The following is a 16,823-nucleotide window of genomic DNA, read 5'->3' on the forward strand; positions in this document are numbered from 1 at the left end:
TGGGAGGGGGCAAGCCCCCTCCCACATTTGACCTAATTCAATTTCGAGCACTGCGCCAGGCGTTGATGAGTTGTTCGAAGGTAGCCTGTACCTGCTGGATCAAGGTCTCATCATCGATCTCCCCCGCCATCCACGCCCGGCTCGGCTCCTGGAAGATCGTGCGGCCGACGGCAAATCCGCGGCAGGTGGTGCTCAGGCGGGCTTGCTGAAAACCGTCGGCAAGACATTCAGCCGACGCGTTCAGGCCAAGCAGCACCACGCCACGGCAGTATGGGTCGCGCTCCTGGATCAGTTCGTCGAGCTTTTTCCAGTCGGCGGCCGACTGCGCTTCGATCTTCCACCAGGCCGGGTAGATACCCAAGTTGTACAGGCGCTTGAGGCTGCGATACAAAACGTCGGGATAAGTGGAGGGGTGATCCTTGGGCGGGATGACTTCCAGCAGCAGTTCATGGCCGCTGACGATGGACGCCTCATACACCGCCTTGAGCTGCGCCTCCTGTTCCAGGCGCAGCATAGGTTCGTCATCGGGGTGAAATTGCACCAGGCATTTGATGATCTGTTCCTGGGGCCAGGCAATCAGGTTGCTGCCCACCGAGCGACCGTGTTCGAACGCCAGAGGCCGTGAGTTCTGCACTTCGACCGGGCGGGCAATCCACCAGCCTCGGCCGCTGGCGGCATTGAGGGCATCCTGGCCAAAACGCTGATCGGCAAGCAGGCCCACGTCGGCCTCGATGCCCTGCTCGGCGAGCTTGGTCTCCACACGTTCGATGGCCTGGATAAACAGCTGCTTGATGGCGCTGATTCGCGTCAAGTCCTGGCCGCCTTTTTGCGCCAGGTCCACCAGCTGCCAGCGGTGATCGAAGGCAAACACGAACAGTTGCTTCCAAGCCTTGCGCGGCACCGTGACGCGGTGCAGGCGCTGCAGGGTCGCATCCTGATCGGGACGGGTGATCGGCACCGGGCTGTTGAACAGGTAATCGAGTTCGGCGGGCGTGGGCATGGCCGGCGCACAGGCGTGCCGCGAGACCACCAGGCCGCCACAGGCATTGGCCAACTGGCTGCAACGCTCGTCGCTGGCGTCGTTGAGCCAGCCACTGAGAAAGCCTGACATGAAGGCATCGCCAGCACCCAGCACATTAAGCACTTCAACGCGCACACCGGGATAGATCGCCCCATCCTCCAACCGCGCAGGGATCTCGCCGTGGATCACCGTGCAGCCTTGCGGGCCGAGCTTGACCACCAGGGTGGCGGCCGTCAGTTCGCGCACCGTGCGCAGGGCGGTGAGCAGGTCTTCACTACCACCGGCGATGAGGAATTCTTCTTCAGTGCCGACGATCAGGTCGAAACGCGCCAGGATTTTCTGCACATGCTGGCTGACATTCTGGTCGGCAACAAAACGGGTTTCGCCATCGGCCTTGCCCGCCAAGCCCCACAGCACAGGGCGGTAGTCGATATCCAGCACCCGTTTGACGTTGTGTTTGGCTGCGTAATCCAGCGCCTGAATGCTGGCCTTGTACACACCGTCGGTGGAGAAATGCGTGCCGGTGATCAGCAGCGCCTTGCTCGATGCAACAAAGGCTTCGCTGATGTCTTCGGCGCGCAGGGCCATGTCGGCGCAGTTTTCGCGGTAGAACACCAGGGGAAAGGTTTCACGGTCTTTGAGACCCAGCAGCACCAGGGCGGTGAGGCGTTCGGGGTCGACCTTGATGCCGCTGACATCGCAACCTTCGCGGGCCAGGGATTCGATCAGAAAACGGCCCATATGGTCGTCGCCCACCCGGCTCAGCATCGCCGACTTGAGCCCCAGCCGGGCAGTGCCGAAGGCGATGTTGGCGGAGGAACCGCCGAGGTATTTGGCAAAGCTGGACACATCCTCAAGCCGCGCACCCACTTGCTGCGCGTAGAGGTCGACGCCCAGGCGCCCCAGGCAAATCAGATCCAATTGACGCCCACTGGCAAAACGAGTCTGGCCCATGCTGGCTCCTGTTATTTTTATCAGCCTGCGTTGTGCCGCCGTAGTGGCGGCAAACGCTCTTGGTGGGAGCAGACTAGAACGTCCGACGGCGGCAATCAATATTTATTCCATAATTATTTTTAGTGGAATATATTTTCCAATACGTCAGCATAGCGGCACGCCAGCGCCCGTGCATCGTTTCAGCAGGCCACGCGGGCCGTGATGCCGAGGTATTTTTTTGCGCCTACCCTGTAGACTTGCGCCACCCATCAGCGCATCAGACGAACACGCCAGAAGGATTGCCCATGTCCCGCACCGATCCCGAGACCACCCTGGAAGCAACTGTCGCCAGCCCTCCGATCAATGCCGAACGCCTGTTGCAGCTGATCACCGACGAATACGAAAGCCTGCCGCGCCAGCTCAAGCGCATCGCCAGTTACATGAGCCAGCAGAGCGACCGGATCATGGTCGATCGCATCAGTGACATCGCCCGTGAATGCGAAGTGCACCCCTCGGCCATCGTGCGGTTTTCCCAGCGTTTCGGCTTCAGCGGTTTCAGTGAAATGCAGGCGCTGTTTCGCGAGGCCTATACCCACAAGACCACACCGGTGCAGAACTACCAGCAGCGCATCCGCAGCATGATCGCCAACAAGTCGCAGAAAGCCAGCGGCGGCGACCTGGCGCGTGAGTGTGTCAACGCCACCCTGTCCGGCATCGAGCGCCTGGGCCTGGAACTGGACGATGCGGCCTTCGAGAAAGCCGTGGACCTGGTGGTCAATGCCGACAACATCTATGTGGTCGGTGTGCGCCGTTCCTTTGCCGTGGCCGACTACCTGGTCTACAACCTGCAGCACACCAACAAGCGCATCCACCTGATCTCTGGCCTGGGCGGCAGTTATCGCGAGCAGATGCGCAGCGTGCGCGCCAATGACCTGGTGATTGCCATCAGTTTTACGCCCTACGGCAAAGAGACCCAGCACTGCCTGCGCATTGCCCAGCATCACCAGGCCAAGACCTTGATCATCACCGACAGCAACCTGTCGCCGCTGGCCAAGCGCGCGAATGCGGTGCTGTTGGTCAATGAAGGCTCATCGTTTGCCTTTCGCTCGCTGAGCGCCACCTTGTGCCTGTGCCAGGCGTTGTTTATTGCGGTGGCCTATCGGTTGGAATTGAAGGTGGATGAAATTCATGAGCAGGTCGGGTTCGACGACTGACGCGCTCCTACAGCAATTGCGCCAGAGCCCGGCCGTGGAAGCGGATCTGCGCGAGGGTCAATGCGGTGTAGCCGACAATCACGGCGGGCGGCAACGTTACATCGACACAAAACTTGCCCAGTGGCTGCAAACTCAGCCCGGCGTCGGCGGCACGGGCGCAGAAATCCGCCTCTGGCACCCCTGCCGGTAACCACAGCACAAAATGCAGCCCGGCCTGCTCGCCAGTGACCGTGACGTCCGGCGGGAGGCAAGCGAGCAAGGCATCCCGCCGCGCCTGATAAGCCTGGCGCGAAGCGCGCAAATGCCGCACAAACGCACCGCTGCCAAGAAAGTCCACCAGGCCCGACTGATCGCTGGCGCCCACCGAATGCCCGGTCAGTTGCAAGGTGCGCAGCAGTGACGGACGCAGGGTTTTGGGCACCACCATGAAACCGACTCGCAACCCTGGAAACAGGTTCTTGTTGAAGCTGCCGCAGTAGAGCACGCGGTCGTTCGCATCCAGGGACTTGAGTGCGGCCAAAGGTGCGCTGTTGTAGTTGTACTCGCTGTCGTAGTCGTCTTCGACCACCCAGGCATCGGCTCGACTTGCCCAGTCCAGCAGCGCCAGACGGTGCGACACCGACAGGGTCACGCCCAGCGGGGCCTGGTGCGCGGGGGTGACATACACCAGTCGTGCGTGGGCAGGCAACTGAGCGGTATCGAGCCCTTCGGCGGTGACCGGGATCGACTGCACCTGTGCGCCGGCCAGCTTGAACAGACGCCGCGCCGGGGTGTAGCCGGGGTCCTCGACGCAGGCCAGGTCACCCGGTTGGAGCAGCGTGCGGGCGATCAGGTCAAGGCCATGACGAATACCCGTGGTGACAATCACTTCATCCGCCTCGCAGTGCATGCCGCGATAACTGCGCAAGTAATCCGCAATGTGCTCACGCAGGGCCGGCAGCCCACCAGGATGCGCGGCCTCCAGTACACCAGGGCCTGCGGCCAACAACCCACGGGCGACGCAACGCGCCCAGGCTTTCAGGTCGAACAGGCCGGCATCCGGGCGCCGTGCGACAAAGGGCACATGGCTCTGTACCCCGGCGTGGGGTGGGTCGGGGTCAACCGGGCGGCGCAGCATTTGTTTTGACGCCGGGGCCGCAATGAATTGCTCGGGAATCACCGCGCGCACCCGCGTGCCAGAGCCCGCCACGCGCTGCACATAGCCTTCGCTGTGCAAGCGGTCGAACACGGCCTCAAGGGTGCCGCGCGAAACCTGCCAGCGCTCGGCCAGGCTGCGGGTCGATGGCAAACGGCTGTCGGCCGGCAACTGCCGAGTCAGGATCGCCCCCCGCAAAGCCTCATAGGCGCCCTGCTGTTTACCCTCGCCCAAGTTGTCCGGGCGCGGCAAGTCAAGGTTGGAGGCGGCTTTTCCTCGGCTCATAGTGGTCCAGTCCTTCCATGCACAAGTGGTTCTGCGGATTAAACCACAACGCCGCTAGAGTCCGGGCTCTACCCCTCGCGAAGTAACCGCCCATGACGCAACGCATTCTCGCTCCCTGGTTCTGGCTAACGCTGCTGACGGTCCTGGTGGGCTTGCCGCGCCTCACCCTGGACCTGCACTTGCCCGCCCTGCCCGCTATGGCCGACTACTTCCAGACCTCCGATAGCCAACTGCAGCTGGTACTGACGCTCTACACCCTCGGATCGGCGATTTCCTTGCTGGTCAGCGGCCCGCTTACCGACCGCTTCGGCCGGCGTCCGGTGTTGCTGGCCGGGTTGACGATGTATGTACTGGCAACCCTCACCTGCGCACTGGCCGACAGCCTGAGGGTATTGATCATTGCGCGGCTGTTCCAGGCCCTTGGCGGGTGTTGCACCACGGTAATAGGCCGGGTGATCGTGCGCGACTATTTTGCCCCACAGGAGCAGGCGCGCTTGCTGGGGTTGATCTCCATGGCAATGGCGGTCTCGCCCATGGCCGCGCCGGTGCTTGGCAGCGTGCTGTTGCCCCTCTTGGGTTGGCGGGGTTTGTTTGTTTTGCTGGCGGTGATTGGCAGCCTGTTGTGCCTGGTGGTCCAGCGCCGCCTGCCGGAAACCCGTCCGCCACAAGTGGCCGCCGCGCCACCCACCCACTTGCTGAGCATCTACGGCCAACTGCTGCGCGACCGCTATTTCCTGCGTTATGCCTTGGCGATCGGCTGCGTGTACAGCACCTATTTTCCGTTTATCAGCGAGTCTTCGGCGTTGCTGCAACGCGGCTTTGATTTATCGCCGAGCGCCTACGCCCTGGTATTTGCCGCAACGATCAGTGGCTATATGTTCGGCGCCAACCTGTTCCGCCGCCTGGTAGCGCGGTTCGAGGCAGACCGCTTGATCAGCTTCGCCATCGGCCTGAATGTGCTGGGCAGCGTACTGCTTGCGACGGCCACGACACTGCTGGCGCAGGATTGGCTGGCGATTGTGTTGCCGATGGTGGTGATCATGGTGTCGGTGGGGCTGACGATGCCCGCCTGCCAGTTGTCGGTGTTGCAGCCCTACGGCGCGATTGCCGGTACGGCGTCGGGGTTGTTCTTTTTTATTCAGATGTTTGTGACGGCTGTGAGCAGTTGGGCCACCGGGCTGCTATCGGATGGCACCGCACAACCGTTGGTAATCATGACATCGCTGGCCAGCACCTTGCTGGTCATCAGTTGGCTGACGTTGCGCAAAACGAAAAGTGGGAAGGAGCAAAGCCCTTCCCACCCTTTACCGAGCCAGGCCCGGGTTTAGTGCATGAAGATCGCGATCAGAATGATCACCGGAATCGGCACGCCGAGGAACCACAGCAGTAATGAGCGCATGATGCTTTCCTTAAATGAATGGGCCTTGAATTAACGAACGTAGTTTTCGGTTTCGACGTACACCACGGCATCCCGGCGGCGACCGCCGAAGGTGGCAGCGAAGCTGGCGAAGAATGCACCGATCAACAGCGCCACGAAGGTCCACAGCGAGGTATAGGCAGCCACTTTCGCGGCGGTCTCGGCGGCCTGCTTGGCTTTGAGCTTGGCGTCTTCGATGGCTTTACGGGCATCGCCGTACACTTTATCGATACGCGCTTCGGCATCCGCCTGGCTGAGGTTGGTACGCTGGGTGATCAACTGGGCCAGGTAGGCACGGTCTTCGGCGGCCAGTTGACCGTCATTGCTCAGGGTCCGGGCGAAGATACGGCCGACCACGGCATGGGCCGCGTCGTCGCTGACCGCGGCTGGGCGGTCATCGCGGAACAGGCTGTCGACGTAGTAGCCGAAGTCGCCGCTGTCGGCACCTTTGGCTGCGCTGCCGGCTGCTTGGGTCAAGCCACTGGCGGCGCCCGACGCAACGCTGGCACCGGCTTTCACACCACCACTGACGACACTGCTGACCGAACCGACCACCAGCATTGCCGTGATCAATGTGGCCACGGCCCACGCCAGGAAACCATGGGCGGTATCGCGAAAGTACACTTCATCGCCATGCATGTTGGCCCACTTCACCCGCAAGCGGCCGGCGATGTAGCCACCCAGGCCCGAAGCAACGATCTGGGTAAAGGCCAGCCAGACAATCGTGGAAATGCCAAGGCCCTTGGCACTGATACCGCTATCGGCCCACGGCGACACCGCCGAAAAGCCCAGGCCGAAGCCCAGCAGCACCAGAATCAGTGACAGCGCAGCCGCCGCAGCGGCCCCGGCGAAGATCGCCCCCCAGGAAACCCCGGAGAGCGTGCTTGACTCTTGCAGCGCGGATGAGGATGTGATCATTGTTGTTTTGCTCCAGGCATGAAAAATAGTGTTACAAGTCTCAAAAGGGACAGTGCAGGCACCATGCCAGTCGGCAAATAATTTAAATTCCTTGTATTTCAATAAGTTAATTAAATTGAACTTACTTAAGTCATGCAAGTTGCAAGAAACGGCCGTTAAGGGCGGGCGATATGCATTCATGTGGGAGGGGGCTTGCTCCCGATAGCACTGTGTCAGTCAACAAACTCTTGCCTGAGACACCGCTATCGGGAGCAAGCCCCCTCCCACATCGATTCGTGCCAGTCATGAACAGGTGGCAGTTTTGCCAAGATGAAGTTTTATTTAGGAAACATTCAGCAACTTCTTGGCAAAATGACGTCCACTTCTAGTGTGAACGCTCACCAGGTAATCCTATGACCCGCATTTTGACCATCGAGGATGACGCCGTAACGGCCCGCGAGATCGTCGCCGAGCTGAGTAGCCATGGACTGGACGTAGACTGGGTAGACAACGGCCGCGAGGGCCTGGTCCGCGCCGTAAGCGGCGATTACGACCTGATCACCCTCGACCGCATGTTGCCCGAACTGGATGGCCTGGCCATCGTTACCACCTTGCGCACGATTGGCGTATCGACGCCGATCCTGATGATCAGCGCCCTCTCCGATGTCGACGAGCGTGTACGTGGCCTGCGTGCCGGCGGTGATGACTATCTGACCAAGCCGTTCGCCTCCGACGAAATGGCCGCCCGTGTCGAAGTGCTGCTGCGGCGCAAAAGCACGGTCAAGGAGTTCGAAACCGCCCTGCGCGTGGCAGACCTGGAATTGAACCTGATCAGCCGCGAAGCCAGCCGCGCCGAGCAGCCGCTGACCCTGTTGCCCACCGAATACAAACTGCTGGAATTCCTGATGCGCAACACCGGGCAGATCCTGTCGCGGATGATGATTTTCGAGGAAGTCTGGGGTTATCACTTTGACCCGGGCACCAACCTGATCGATGTGCACATCGGTCGCCTGCGCAAGAAAATCGATCCCCCGGGCCTCACGCCGCTGATCCGCACGGTACGAGGTTCCGGGTATGTCATTGCTGAACCCCTCTAAGGGCTGGCGCTCTTCCAGCAGCCGCCTGCTGGCGCTGTACAGCTCGTTGTTCGTGGCGTGGAGTTGCATCCTCATGGGGGTGCTGTATTACGAGGTGTCGGGCTACCTCAGCGACCTCTCGCGCCATTCTCTTCTGCAACGCCAGCACTTGTTCCAGCGCTTCGACGGCGAAGCCCTGGTGGAAGCGCTGACCACCAGCATGACCTTCGACATGAAGGGCGTGGATGCTTATGGCTTGTTCGATGAGCAGTTTCGGCCCTTGAGCGGGCCAATCCGCACGGTACCGGCGGACCTGCCCCTGGATGGCAAGATCCACACCCTGGCCAATTGCGTCGAATCCGATGACCCCAAGCTGCCCAAGGACAGCTGCGATGCCGTGGCCACCCACACCGACGACGGGCGCTGGCTGGTGCTGGTGCGCGCCAACGGGTCGTTGTTCGGTGTGACGCGGATCATCTGGCATGCCCTGCTGTGGGCGCTGTCGTTGACCATCATCCCCGGCGCTGCGGGCTGGCACCTGCTGCGCCGGCGTCCGTTGCGGCGCATCCGCGGGATCCAGGCCAGCGCCGAAGCCATCGTCGCCGGCGACCTGACGCACCGCTTGCCGCTGTCCAATCGGCGCGACGAACTGGACATGCTCGCGGCCATCGTCAACGCCATGCTCGAACGCATCGAGAAACTGATGAACGAGGTCAAGGGCGTGTGCGACGCCATCGCCCATGACCTGCGTACCCCCCTCACCCGCCTGCGCGCACAGCTTTACCGCATCAAGCAGCAAGCCGAGGAAGACTCCGCCCACGCAGTGAAACTCGATGACGCCATTGCCGAAACCGACACGCTGATGGCGCGCTTTCGCGGGCTGCTGCGCATTTCCGAACTGGAAGATCACCAGCGCAGGTCAGGCTTCCTGGTGCTGGACCCGCTGCCGTTGCTGCGCGAATTGCATGACTTCTACCTGCCCCTGGCGGAGGAAGGTGAAATGGAGTTGGTATTGCAGGCTCCCGAATCGCTGCCGTGGGTAACGGGCGACCGCGCCCTGTTGTTTGAAGCCTTGGCCAACCTGTTGAGCAATTCGATCAAGTTCACTCCGCCCAATGGCAAGGTCATCCTGCGAGCGGTCAATGATATGGGCAGTACGCGCATTGAAGTGCTCGACTCGGGGCCCGGAATTCCGGCGGCTGAACGCGCGTCGGTGTTCCAGCGCTTTTATCGGGTGGATGAAAACGATCAGCAAGGTGGCTTTGGTCTGGGGCTGTCGATTGTGGCGGCGATCATCAACCTGCATGGCTTCAAGCTCGACGTCGGTACCAGTGAGCTGGGCGGCGCCCGACTGGTGCTGGAATGTCGCCAGCAGTTGATACCTGAATAGGTCAGATGGGGTCATGAAGACCCCTGCCACATTGTGCCTAGAGCACACTTCCCATGGCTTTGATCAACACCGGATCAAGCGCATAGATATCCGGCGCATAGACCAGGCTCCCCTGGCGATCCACTTCCACCGTCCAATACCCCAACAGCACCGGCACCGGGGTGGCCAGTCTGAATTCATGGGTCAAGCCGGTGGCCAACAGTTCATCGGTACGGGTGCGTTCGGCCGGGGTCACCAGCAGGTCACGCAGCAGCAGCGGTTGCTCGACCCTCACACACCCCGAACTGAACGCCCTTGGCCCCTTGGTAAACAGCGGCTGGCTGGGCGTGTCGTGCAGGTACACCGAGAACGGGTTGGGGAAGCGCATCACGATCTTGCCCAGCGGGTTGCGCGGGCCAGCCTGTTGGCGCAGCAGGATATTACCAGGGCGCGCCCAATCGACCTGCTCGGGGGTCAGCGGATGACCTTCGGCGTCGAGTACTTGCAGGTTTTGCTGGCGCAGGTACTCGGGGTTGAGGCGGATAGCCGGGAGCTTGTCCTCGCGCATGATGGTCGGCGGGATGGTCCAGGTGGGGTTGAGGGTCAGCCGCGTGATGCGCGACTTGAGCAGCGGTGTCTGGCGTTCGGCGCGGCCCACTTGCAAGCGGGTTTGCCACACAGGGATGCCGCTCTGGTACACGCTCAATTGCGCGGCGGCCACATTGACCACTACGCCTTCAGGCTCAAGGTCCTGGGCCAGCCAGCGGAAACGCTCCAGGTTGATGCGCAGTTGCTCGCGGCGTACCGCCGGGCTGATGTTAAGTTCGGCCACGGTGCCGGCGCCGATCACGCCATCGGCTTGCAACGAGTGGCTGAGCTGGAACGCCTTCGCCGCCTTGACCAGGTCGCCCTGATATTGCTTGCCGTTGGGCAACTTGGCCAGATAGCCGCCACTGTGCAGGCGTCGCGCCAACTCCGGCACGCGCGGGTCTTCCATGCCGGGGCGTAACAACGGGCCACTACCCACCGCATCCCAGTGCGGTAAAGGCTGCTGGCGCAGGCTGGAATAGACGTTGCGCAGGCTGCGGTACAAGTCTGCACTTGGGCGTGCCTGGTCAAACGCTTTGGCCATGTCCTGCAAGCCGGTGGCGGCAAATGCCAATACTACGGTGTTCGGGTCCGTCGCAGGCGGTTGCGAATGCCAGAGCGGTTCATAGCGCGATTGCAGCAGGCGCCCGTAATGCAAATCGTGCAGGGCTTGCAGGTATTGCTGACTGGTCGCGATATCGCTGCACAGCACGTTGGCCGTGGCATCTACCGCAGGCAAGCTATAGTGGGTGGGGTCCAGGCCGTCGTCGGCCAGCATCAGTAACTGGGTTTGCAAGGCTTGCCGGGACTCGTCGGCCGACCATAACGGTGCATTGCCTTGCTGCTGGTAAAAGGCTTGCAGGCGCACTTGGGCGGTGGCATCGACCCGCGAGACCAGGTGGGGGCAGACGCTGGGCAGTTGCGCCAGCGCCTGCTGTACCGGCGCCAGGTCGACGGGCGCAGGCGTGGTCACAGGTAGCGGCTCAGGCGCCAGCGCATCGGCTGTCGCGACCAATGGTGCAACGAGCAGGCAAATGCTCAAGTAACATGCGTGTTTTTTGAACAATTGACTTAGCTCCACTCCACAGCGGGGGAATCGACTGTAGATGCTGACTTTTATGCGCCACCTCGGCTTGATCACCGGGGGCCTGGCTTTACTGAGCAATTTTGCGCTCGCGGCCACTGGCACCCCACCTTCCTTGTATAGCAGCCTGGCGCGCTCGGCTCCAGAACTCAATCCCACTGTACTCAAAAGCGCCCTGAGCGCGGTGCAGTGCGCTGTCAATAACGGCGAAGAACGTTCCGATCGCCTAGCGGTTATTGACTACTCCCAGCCCTCGACCGCCCGTCGGCTGTGGATCTTCGATTTGCGCAAACAGACCCTGCTGCTGCGTGACCTGGTGGCGCATGGCGCCAAGTCCGGGGAAAACTTCGCCACCCAGTTCTCCAATCTCGAAGGCAGCCATCAATCCAGCCTGGGCTTGTTCCGCACCCAGGAAAGCTACCTCGGCGCTCATGGCTACTCGCTGCGCATGGATGGCCTGGAGCCCGGCTTCAATGACCTGGCGCGCGACCGCGCCATCGTGATCCATGCCGCCGACTACGTCAGCCCGTTGTGGAGCAAGCGCGAAGGCCGCATCGGCCGCAGCCAGGGCTGCCCGGCAGTACGCCCGCAGGTCGCCCGTCAAGTGGTAGACAAGCTCAAGGATGGGCAGTTCATGTTTTCCTGGTACCCCGACCAGCGCTGGTTGAAGTCCTCGACGTACCTCAATTGCAAGCCCCAACAGGTAGCGAGTAGTCGTACAATCCGTGGCGGATAGCCTGTCCCCACAGATAAAAGAGAGCCTCGCATGCTTCTACACACCAGCACCTGGATCGAAATCGGGCAGTTCCTGGAACGCAGCCGCACGGTCGTGATCCCCATCGGCTCCAACGAACAACACGGCCCCACGGGCCTGCTGGGCACCGACTGGATGTGCCCGGAGATCATCGCCCATGAGGCGCAAAAAAACGCCGACATTCTGATCGGCCCGACTTTCAATATCGGCATGGCCCAGCACCACCTGGGGTTTCCCGGCACCATCTCGCTGCGCCCTTCCACCTTTATCGCCGCGATTGGCGATTGGGTGCGTTCGCTGGCCGGGCATGGCTTCGAGAAAATCCTGTTCCTGAACGGCCACGGCGGCAATATCGCCACGATCGAAGCGGCGTTTTCCGAGCTGTACGCCGAAGCCAGCTTCGCCCGCCGCCCGGCCGGGTTTGCGCTGAAGCTGGTGAACTGGTGGGACCTGGAAGGCGTCACCGACCTGGCCCAGCGCCAATTCCCGGTCGGCCACGGCAGCCACGCCACGCCGTCGGAGATTGCGGTGACGCAGTGGGCTTACCCGCAGTCGATCAAGTCTGCCGATTACTCACCGCAAATTGCCAACACCGGGCCGATCCGCGAGGCGCTGGACTTTCGCGCGCGCTTCCCCGATGGCCGCATGGGTTCGGACCCGGCACTGGCGACGGTGGAGAAAGGCGGTGAGTTGGTGGCGTTGGCGGCGCAGGGGTTGATCAAGACCGTGAGCAGTTTCAGCAACGAAGCCAAACCCTGAGCCGAGTGTTGGTCCAAATGTGGGAGGGGGCCTGCTCCCGATAGCAGTGTGTCAGTCAGCTCATCTGTAGCTGACCCACCGCCATCGGGAGCAAGCCCCCTCCCACATTTTGAAATGCATTGCCTTTCAGAACGGGCTTACTTGCAGTCCTGGGCCGCCTGCTCAAGCCGCGACGGTTTGATCGCCGAGGCCAGCGGCTTGCGCTCATACAGGAACACCTTGGTGCCGTCCTGGGACTTGTAGGCTTCCAGCACATCATCAGCAGCAATCTTGCTGGTCAACAGCACCTTGGCGTGACGCGAATTCTGCGTCACGGTCGAGGTGATGCCGTGTTTTTCCAGCTTGGGCAATACGCATTGCACATAGCCTTCGGGGGTCTTGTCGGTTTGCAGGGTCAGCGATGGGGCATTGGGAGCCGTGATACAACCGGTCAGCAACGAGGCTGCAAAAGCCAGGGCCGGAGCGAAAAAAGAGCGCATACAGATTCCTGAAAATAACCAATAGGGTTCACATCCACTCGCGAATCAACCTGCGCGAACCAGGGCCTTGAGCGACACATCGAACTGCTTCAGGGCATCTTTCTGTACATCTCGCTGCTGCTCGATCAGCGCGGCAATCTCCGGCGCCGCCTTGCCGTGCACCCACACTGACGGCACTTGCCTGTCCACCGAACCTTCGGCCTTGGCGATGTATTGTAGGTTCGCGTCATAGAAGCGTGCTGCAAAGCGTGCCTCGACCCGGTCGTTACGCTGGGTCAGCAATTGGTTATGGGTATCGAGCACCACCACCACATCCGGATGCGCCTGCACCATGTCATCCAGGCTGCCATAGACCGTCACCGAGAAAAAAGCGCCCTGCAGCGAGTTCATCAACCAGTCGATGGCCAGCTCGGGATCGGAGCTGTTGACGAACGCCTGGCGAATCCGCCCATCCAGAGCATCCTTGGCGCCGTTAAGTGCCATGGCATGGTAGCGCTCAAGGTAGATGAGGTTGTCGCGGGTATTTTCGCTGAACAACACCCCTACCCTCTGGGTGCGTTGCAGGGATTCTACGCTAGCGGCCAGCGGCAGCAAATGGCCTGTACGCAGCTCATCGGCAATCGCCGGGGTGGTCATGAGGGTGGTGCCCAACATCAGGGCCATTAAAGTAAGCTGGATAATCGTCCTCATCGCGCATTTCCTTGAGCTGCGTCTGGATGAGCAGATTCTGCGCGCTTGGCGAAAAAACAGAACTTGTGATCCTTGATGGTGACTATCATTTGAACCGATAGTGTCAGGCAGCCCATAAAACCTATAAGGACCCCGCCATGAAGCCCTACCAGAAAACCTTCGACCGTATCCGCGATGCCGTACTGCCGGAATTTCGCGAGCGGGTTGCCGATTACCTGGTCGAGTATGAAGAAGTGTTGCTGGACCCAAGTGCCGACGCCAAACAACGCTCGGCCAGCGCCCAGCAACTGCGTGGTTACCTGCGGGGCTTGAACACCATGCGGGTGCTGGGCATGGCCCACTGGGAGGACCTGGACCGACGTGTCGAGGAAGAGTGGCAGCTAGAGCACAGGCCGTCGCAGGTTGACCCACTCCCGCACTGACGGCCGTTGCCACTGGCGTTGCGCGTACATCACCAGCTCGGCCGGCACGGGGTCGCCGTTGAGGATCAGGCGATTGAGCATCACCGCCAGGTCTACATCGGCGATCGACCACTCGCCAAACAAATGCTCAGGGTTGCCTGCCAGGAGAACCTGCGCCGCGCCGATCAACTTACGCGCAGCAGCCTGAGCCACCGGCGATAGAGGCGGCATCTTCTGCCCGCAGAACACCACCAGCGTCGAGCGTTCCTGGCGAATCGGCAGCAAGTCGCTGCGCAACCATGCCTGAACCTGCCGCGCCCTCGCCCGCTGCTGCAGATCAGCCGGGTAAACGCTGATCTGGGGGTACGCCTGGTCCAGGTACTCAGTGATTGCCGAAGATTCCGACAGCGTAAAATCACCGTGCTCCAGAGTCGGTACCCGTTGGGTCAAGGAGCGCTGGGCGTAATCTGCCGACTGGTTTTGCCCAGCATCCAGGTCCAGGGGGACCGTGTCGAACGTCAGGCCTTTTTCCCGCAGGGCAACGAACACCGACATGGCGTAGGGGCTGGTGAACAGCGAATCAACGTAGAGGCGCAGCGGGGGTTGGCTCATGGGCTATCTCCGAAGATGAAACGCCACGCTACGAGATTCAGGTCGATAAGGACAATGCAGGGTTTTTATGGGGGCATTCCTGATGGGAATAGCATCAACCAGCGAAACCACCCGCTTTGAGGAACAGGTGCTCCTGCTCGGTGGTGACCCTGCCCAACACCGCATTGCGATGGGGAAAGCGCCCAAACCGCTGGATAATATCGGCATGTTCCCTGGCCCAGTGATAGGTGCTGGCGTCCAACTGCTGGTTAAGCACCAACGAGCGCTGCTGGTCTTGCGGGTCTTCCGAATGCTCAAACGGTAAATAACAAAACGCGCGTAACTGGGGATCGATCTGTTGATCCAACCCGGCGTCCACCATCTGCTGCGCATACAGACGCGCCAGCGGGTCGGTGGCGAACATATGCGCAGTGCCGCGAAAGGCGTTGCGCGGGTATTGGTCCAGCAGGATCAATAACGCCAGTGCGCCGTCGGCCGTGGCCAGCCAACCGTCCAGCTCGCGCCGCGCGGCTTGCATATGGGTGGCGTGGAAGGTGTCGCGAAAGGCTGTATCGAAGCCATCGTCCTTGGCGAACCAACGCTTGGGCCCCGCCTGTTTCCAGAATTCGATCACGGCCTCGGCTGATTGCGTCTTCATGCTGATCATCATGTGCCTCAAAAAATGTTATAGGATAACGTCAATTATTTGCCCGCTTGTGATTCCCACTTATGACTGACGCTACTACCTTACGCCAACGCCTGCAGTCCATCGACGCCCTGCGCGGCCTGGTGATCCTGTTCATGCTACTGGACCACGTGCGTGAAACCTTCCTGTTGCATCGCCAGGTCAGCGACCCCATGAGCATCGACAGCACCGAGCCTGCGCTGTTTGTCAGCCGCACCCTCGCCCATCTCTGTGCACCGGTATTTGTGTTGCTCACCGGATTGTCGGCGTGGCTGTACGGCCAGAAGTATCAGGGGCGACGCGATGTGTCGGCCTTTTTGTTCAAACGTGGGCTGTTTCTGGTGGTGCTGGAATTCACCTTGGTCAACTTCGCGTGGACCTTCCAGTTGCCGCCCAGTGTGATCTATATGCAAGTGATCTGGGCCATCGGCGTGAGCATGATCGCCCTCGCAGCACTGGTGTGGTTGCCGCGCCCGCTGCTGATCAGCTTGGCGCTGGTGATCATCGCCGGGCATAACCTGCTCGACGGAGTGCACTTTGCCCAGGATTCGGCGTTGCAGAGTGGCTGGTCAATCCTGCATGAGCGCAGCTGGATCGAGGCGTCGGAAAACCTGCGTCTGCGCGTGACTTATCCGGTGCTGCCGTGGATCGGTGTGATCGCCCTGGGTTATGGATTCGGGCCATGGTTTGCCGCTACCGCACTACCGGCTGTGCGTCAGCGTCATTTGCTGATCGCGGGCGTGGCGGCATTAATGGGTTTTGTGCTGCTGCGGGCAGTCAATGGCTACGGCGAGCAGCCTTGGTACGTGTATGACAATGGCGTGCAGACCCTGATGAGCTTCTTCAACATCACCAAGTACCCGCCGTCGCTGTTGTTCCTGGCGTTGACGTTGGGGGTTGGGTTGTTGCTGTTGCTGGCATTCGAACGCGCTGGGCATAAGCGCTGGATTGGCGTGCTGGCGGTGTTTGGCGCAGCGCCGATGTTCTTTTATCTACTGCATCTGTATGTGTTGAAGGTGCTGTATGTCGCCTGTGTGGCGTGGCTTGGGCTCAACCACGGCAACTATTTCGGCTTCGACAGCATCGGTGCGGTGTGGCTGACAGCTTTGGTGTTGCCGCTGGTGCTATACCCGCCGGTACGTTGGTTTGCCGGGCTCAAAGCGCGCCGGCGCGATATCGCCTGGCTCAAGTACCTCTGACCTGACGCGGCTCAAAATGTGGGAGGAGGCTTGCTCCCGATAGCGGTGGATCAGTATCCAATTCCTTGGCTGAACTACCGCTATCGGGGCATAGGTATCTACACAACTTTGTAGCTGCCGACCGTAACCACGATGCGAAGCGAGCCGCTCTTGATCTGCTTTTGATCTTGATCTTAGGCGCCCCCCCAAATCAGTGTCGGATTACGGGCACACCGAGCCTAAGCGAGGTGCCGAGTGGTGGGGCAA

General features: G+C 61.0%; 16 protein-coding genes. 8 read left to right on the forward strand and 8 right to left on the reverse strand.

The features are described from left to right. Positions 1 to 37 precede the first annotated feature (37 nt). On the reverse strand, positions 38 to 1,975 hold the full coding sequence (gene iolC, locus E4O98_RS24145; protein WP_032876190.1) for a 5-dehydro-2-deoxygluconokinase: 1,938 nt from the start codon (positions 1,973 to 1,975) through the stop codon (positions 38 to 40). A gap of 284 nt (positions 1,976 to 2,259) precedes the next feature. Here iolC and E4O98_RS24150 point away from each other — a divergent pair, with 284 nt between their 5' ends. Then, positions 2,260 to 3,168 (forward strand): MurR/RpiR family transcriptional regulator, encoded by a 909-nt coding sequence (locus tag E4O98_RS24150; protein WP_032876193.1) that lies wholly within the window; start codon positions 2,260 to 2,262, stop codon positions 3,166 to 3,168. 7 nt (positions 3,169 to 3,175) lie between these two features. Here E4O98_RS24150 and E4O98_RS24155 read toward each other — a convergent pair whose 3' ends face one another. Then, positions 3,176 to 4,588 carry a PLP-dependent aminotransferase family protein gene (locus E4O98_RS24155; RefSeq protein ID WP_248089768.1) on the reverse strand — a complete coding sequence of 471 codons (1,413 nt, stop codon included), beginning with the start codon at positions 4,586 to 4,588 and terminating at the stop codon, positions 3,176 to 3,178. Positions 4,589 to 4,680: 92 nt separating this feature from the next. Here E4O98_RS24155 and E4O98_RS24160 point away from each other — a divergent pair, with 92 nt between their 5' ends. After that, positions 4,681 to 5,916: a multidrug effflux MFS transporter gene (locus E4O98_RS24160; RefSeq protein ID WP_032876199.1), complete on the forward strand. Its 1,236-nt coding sequence runs from the start codon at positions 4,681 to 4,683 to the stop codon at positions 5,914 to 5,916. A gap of 101 nt (positions 5,917 to 6,017) precedes the next feature. On the opposite strand, the gene E4O98_RS24165 is transcribed toward E4O98_RS24160, so the two are convergent. Then, positions 6,018 to 6,923, reverse strand: a complete 906-nt coding sequence (locus E4O98_RS24165; RefSeq protein WP_005787714.1) for a hypothetical protein — start codon at positions 6,921 to 6,923, stop codon at positions 6,018 to 6,020. Between the two features lie 392 nt (positions 6,924 to 7,315). On the opposite strand from E4O98_RS24165, the gene E4O98_RS24170 reads away from it, so the two are divergent. Continuing rightward, the gene (locus E4O98_RS24170) at positions 7,316 to 7,999 is read left to right on the forward strand and encodes a response regulator transcription factor (RefSeq protein WP_005787712.1); all 684 of its coding nucleotides are present in this window, start codon (positions 7,316 to 7,318) and stop codon (positions 7,997 to 7,999) included. Further along, positions 7,977 to 9,368, forward strand: a complete 1,392-nt coding sequence (locus E4O98_RS24175; RefSeq protein WP_032876203.1) for a HAMP domain-containing sensor histidine kinase — start codon at positions 7,977 to 7,979, stop codon at positions 9,366 to 9,368. Before E4O98_RS24170 ends, E4O98_RS24175 begins: the two co-directional genes overlap by 23 nt. 37 nt (positions 9,369 to 9,405) lie before the next feature. On the opposite strand, the gene E4O98_RS24180 is transcribed toward E4O98_RS24175, so the two are convergent. After that, positions 9,406 to 11,001 (reverse strand): L,D-transpeptidase family protein, encoded by a 1,596-nt coding sequence (locus E4O98_RS24180; protein WP_078821129.1) that lies wholly within the window; start codon positions 10,999 to 11,001, stop codon positions 9,406 to 9,408. Positions 11,002 to 11,041: 40 nt separating this feature from the next. Here E4O98_RS24180 and E4O98_RS24185 point away from each other — a divergent pair, with 40 nt between their 5' ends. Both E4O98_RS24185 and E4O98_RS24190 read left to right on the forward strand, forming a co-directional pair. Continuing rightward, positions 11,042 to 11,755 (forward strand): murein L,D-transpeptidase catalytic domain family protein, encoded by a 714-nt coding sequence (locus E4O98_RS24185; RefSeq protein ID WP_032876209.1) that lies wholly within the window; start codon positions 11,042 to 11,044, stop codon positions 11,753 to 11,755. 30 nt (positions 11,756 to 11,785) lie between these two features. Then, a complete protein-coding gene (locus tag E4O98_RS24190; RefSeq protein ID WP_122733505.1) occupies positions 11,786 to 12,532 on the forward strand; it encodes a creatininase family protein in 747 nt (248 codons plus the stop codon). A 137-nt stretch (positions 12,533 to 12,669) separates the two neighbouring features. On the opposite strand, the gene E4O98_RS24195 is transcribed toward E4O98_RS24190, so the two are convergent. Together E4O98_RS24195 and E4O98_RS24200 are read right to left on the reverse strand one after the other, a co-directional pair. Then, positions 12,670 to 13,011 (reverse strand): hypothetical protein, encoded by a 342-nt coding sequence (locus E4O98_RS24195; protein WP_032876214.1) that lies wholly within the window; start codon positions 13,009 to 13,011, stop codon positions 12,670 to 12,672. A gap of 45 nt (positions 13,012 to 13,056) precedes the next feature. Next, the gene (locus E4O98_RS24200; protein ID WP_248089772.1) at positions 13,057 to 13,701 is read right to left on the reverse strand and encodes an ATPase; all 645 of its coding nucleotides are present in this window, start codon (positions 13,699 to 13,701) and stop codon (positions 13,057 to 13,059) included. 137 nt (positions 13,702 to 13,838) lie between these two features. On the opposite strand from E4O98_RS24200, the gene E4O98_RS24205 reads away from it, so the two are divergent. Further along, the gene (locus E4O98_RS24205) at positions 13,839 to 14,123 is read left to right on the forward strand and encodes a hypothetical protein (protein WP_032876218.1); all 285 of its coding nucleotides are present in this window, start codon (positions 13,839 to 13,841) and stop codon (positions 14,121 to 14,123) included. Here E4O98_RS24205 and yfcF read toward each other — a convergent pair. Continuing rightward, entirely contained in the window at positions 14,082 to 14,714 is a 633-nt protein-coding gene (gene yfcF / locus E4O98_RS24210; RefSeq protein WP_216091237.1) for a glutathione transferase, read from the reverse strand. The two genes, E4O98_RS24205 and yfcF, sit on opposite strands and share 42 nt — an antisense overlap. A gap of 94 nt (positions 14,715 to 14,808) precedes the next feature. Next, positions 14,809 to 15,351, reverse strand: coding sequence for a DUF924 family protein (locus E4O98_RS24215; protein ID WP_032880980.1), 543 nt, complete (start codon positions 15,349 to 15,351; stop codon positions 14,809 to 14,811). A gap of 71 nt (positions 15,352 to 15,422) precedes the next feature. Between E4O98_RS24215 and E4O98_RS24220 the strand changes: the two genes are divergently transcribed. Continuing rightward, the gene (locus tag E4O98_RS24220; protein WP_248136460.1) at positions 15,423 to 16,577 is read left to right on the forward strand and encodes a DUF1624 domain-containing protein; all 1,155 of its coding nucleotides are present in this window, start codon (positions 15,423 to 15,425) and stop codon (positions 16,575 to 16,577) included. Positions 16,578 to 16,823: the final 246 nt, after the last annotated feature.

The sequence above is a fragment of the Pseudomonas sp. W2Jun17 genome, from assembly GCF_023127795.1.
GTDB lineage: Bacteria > Pseudomonadota > Gammaproteobacteria > Pseudomonadales > Pseudomonadaceae > Aquipseudomonas > Aquipseudomonas synxantha_A.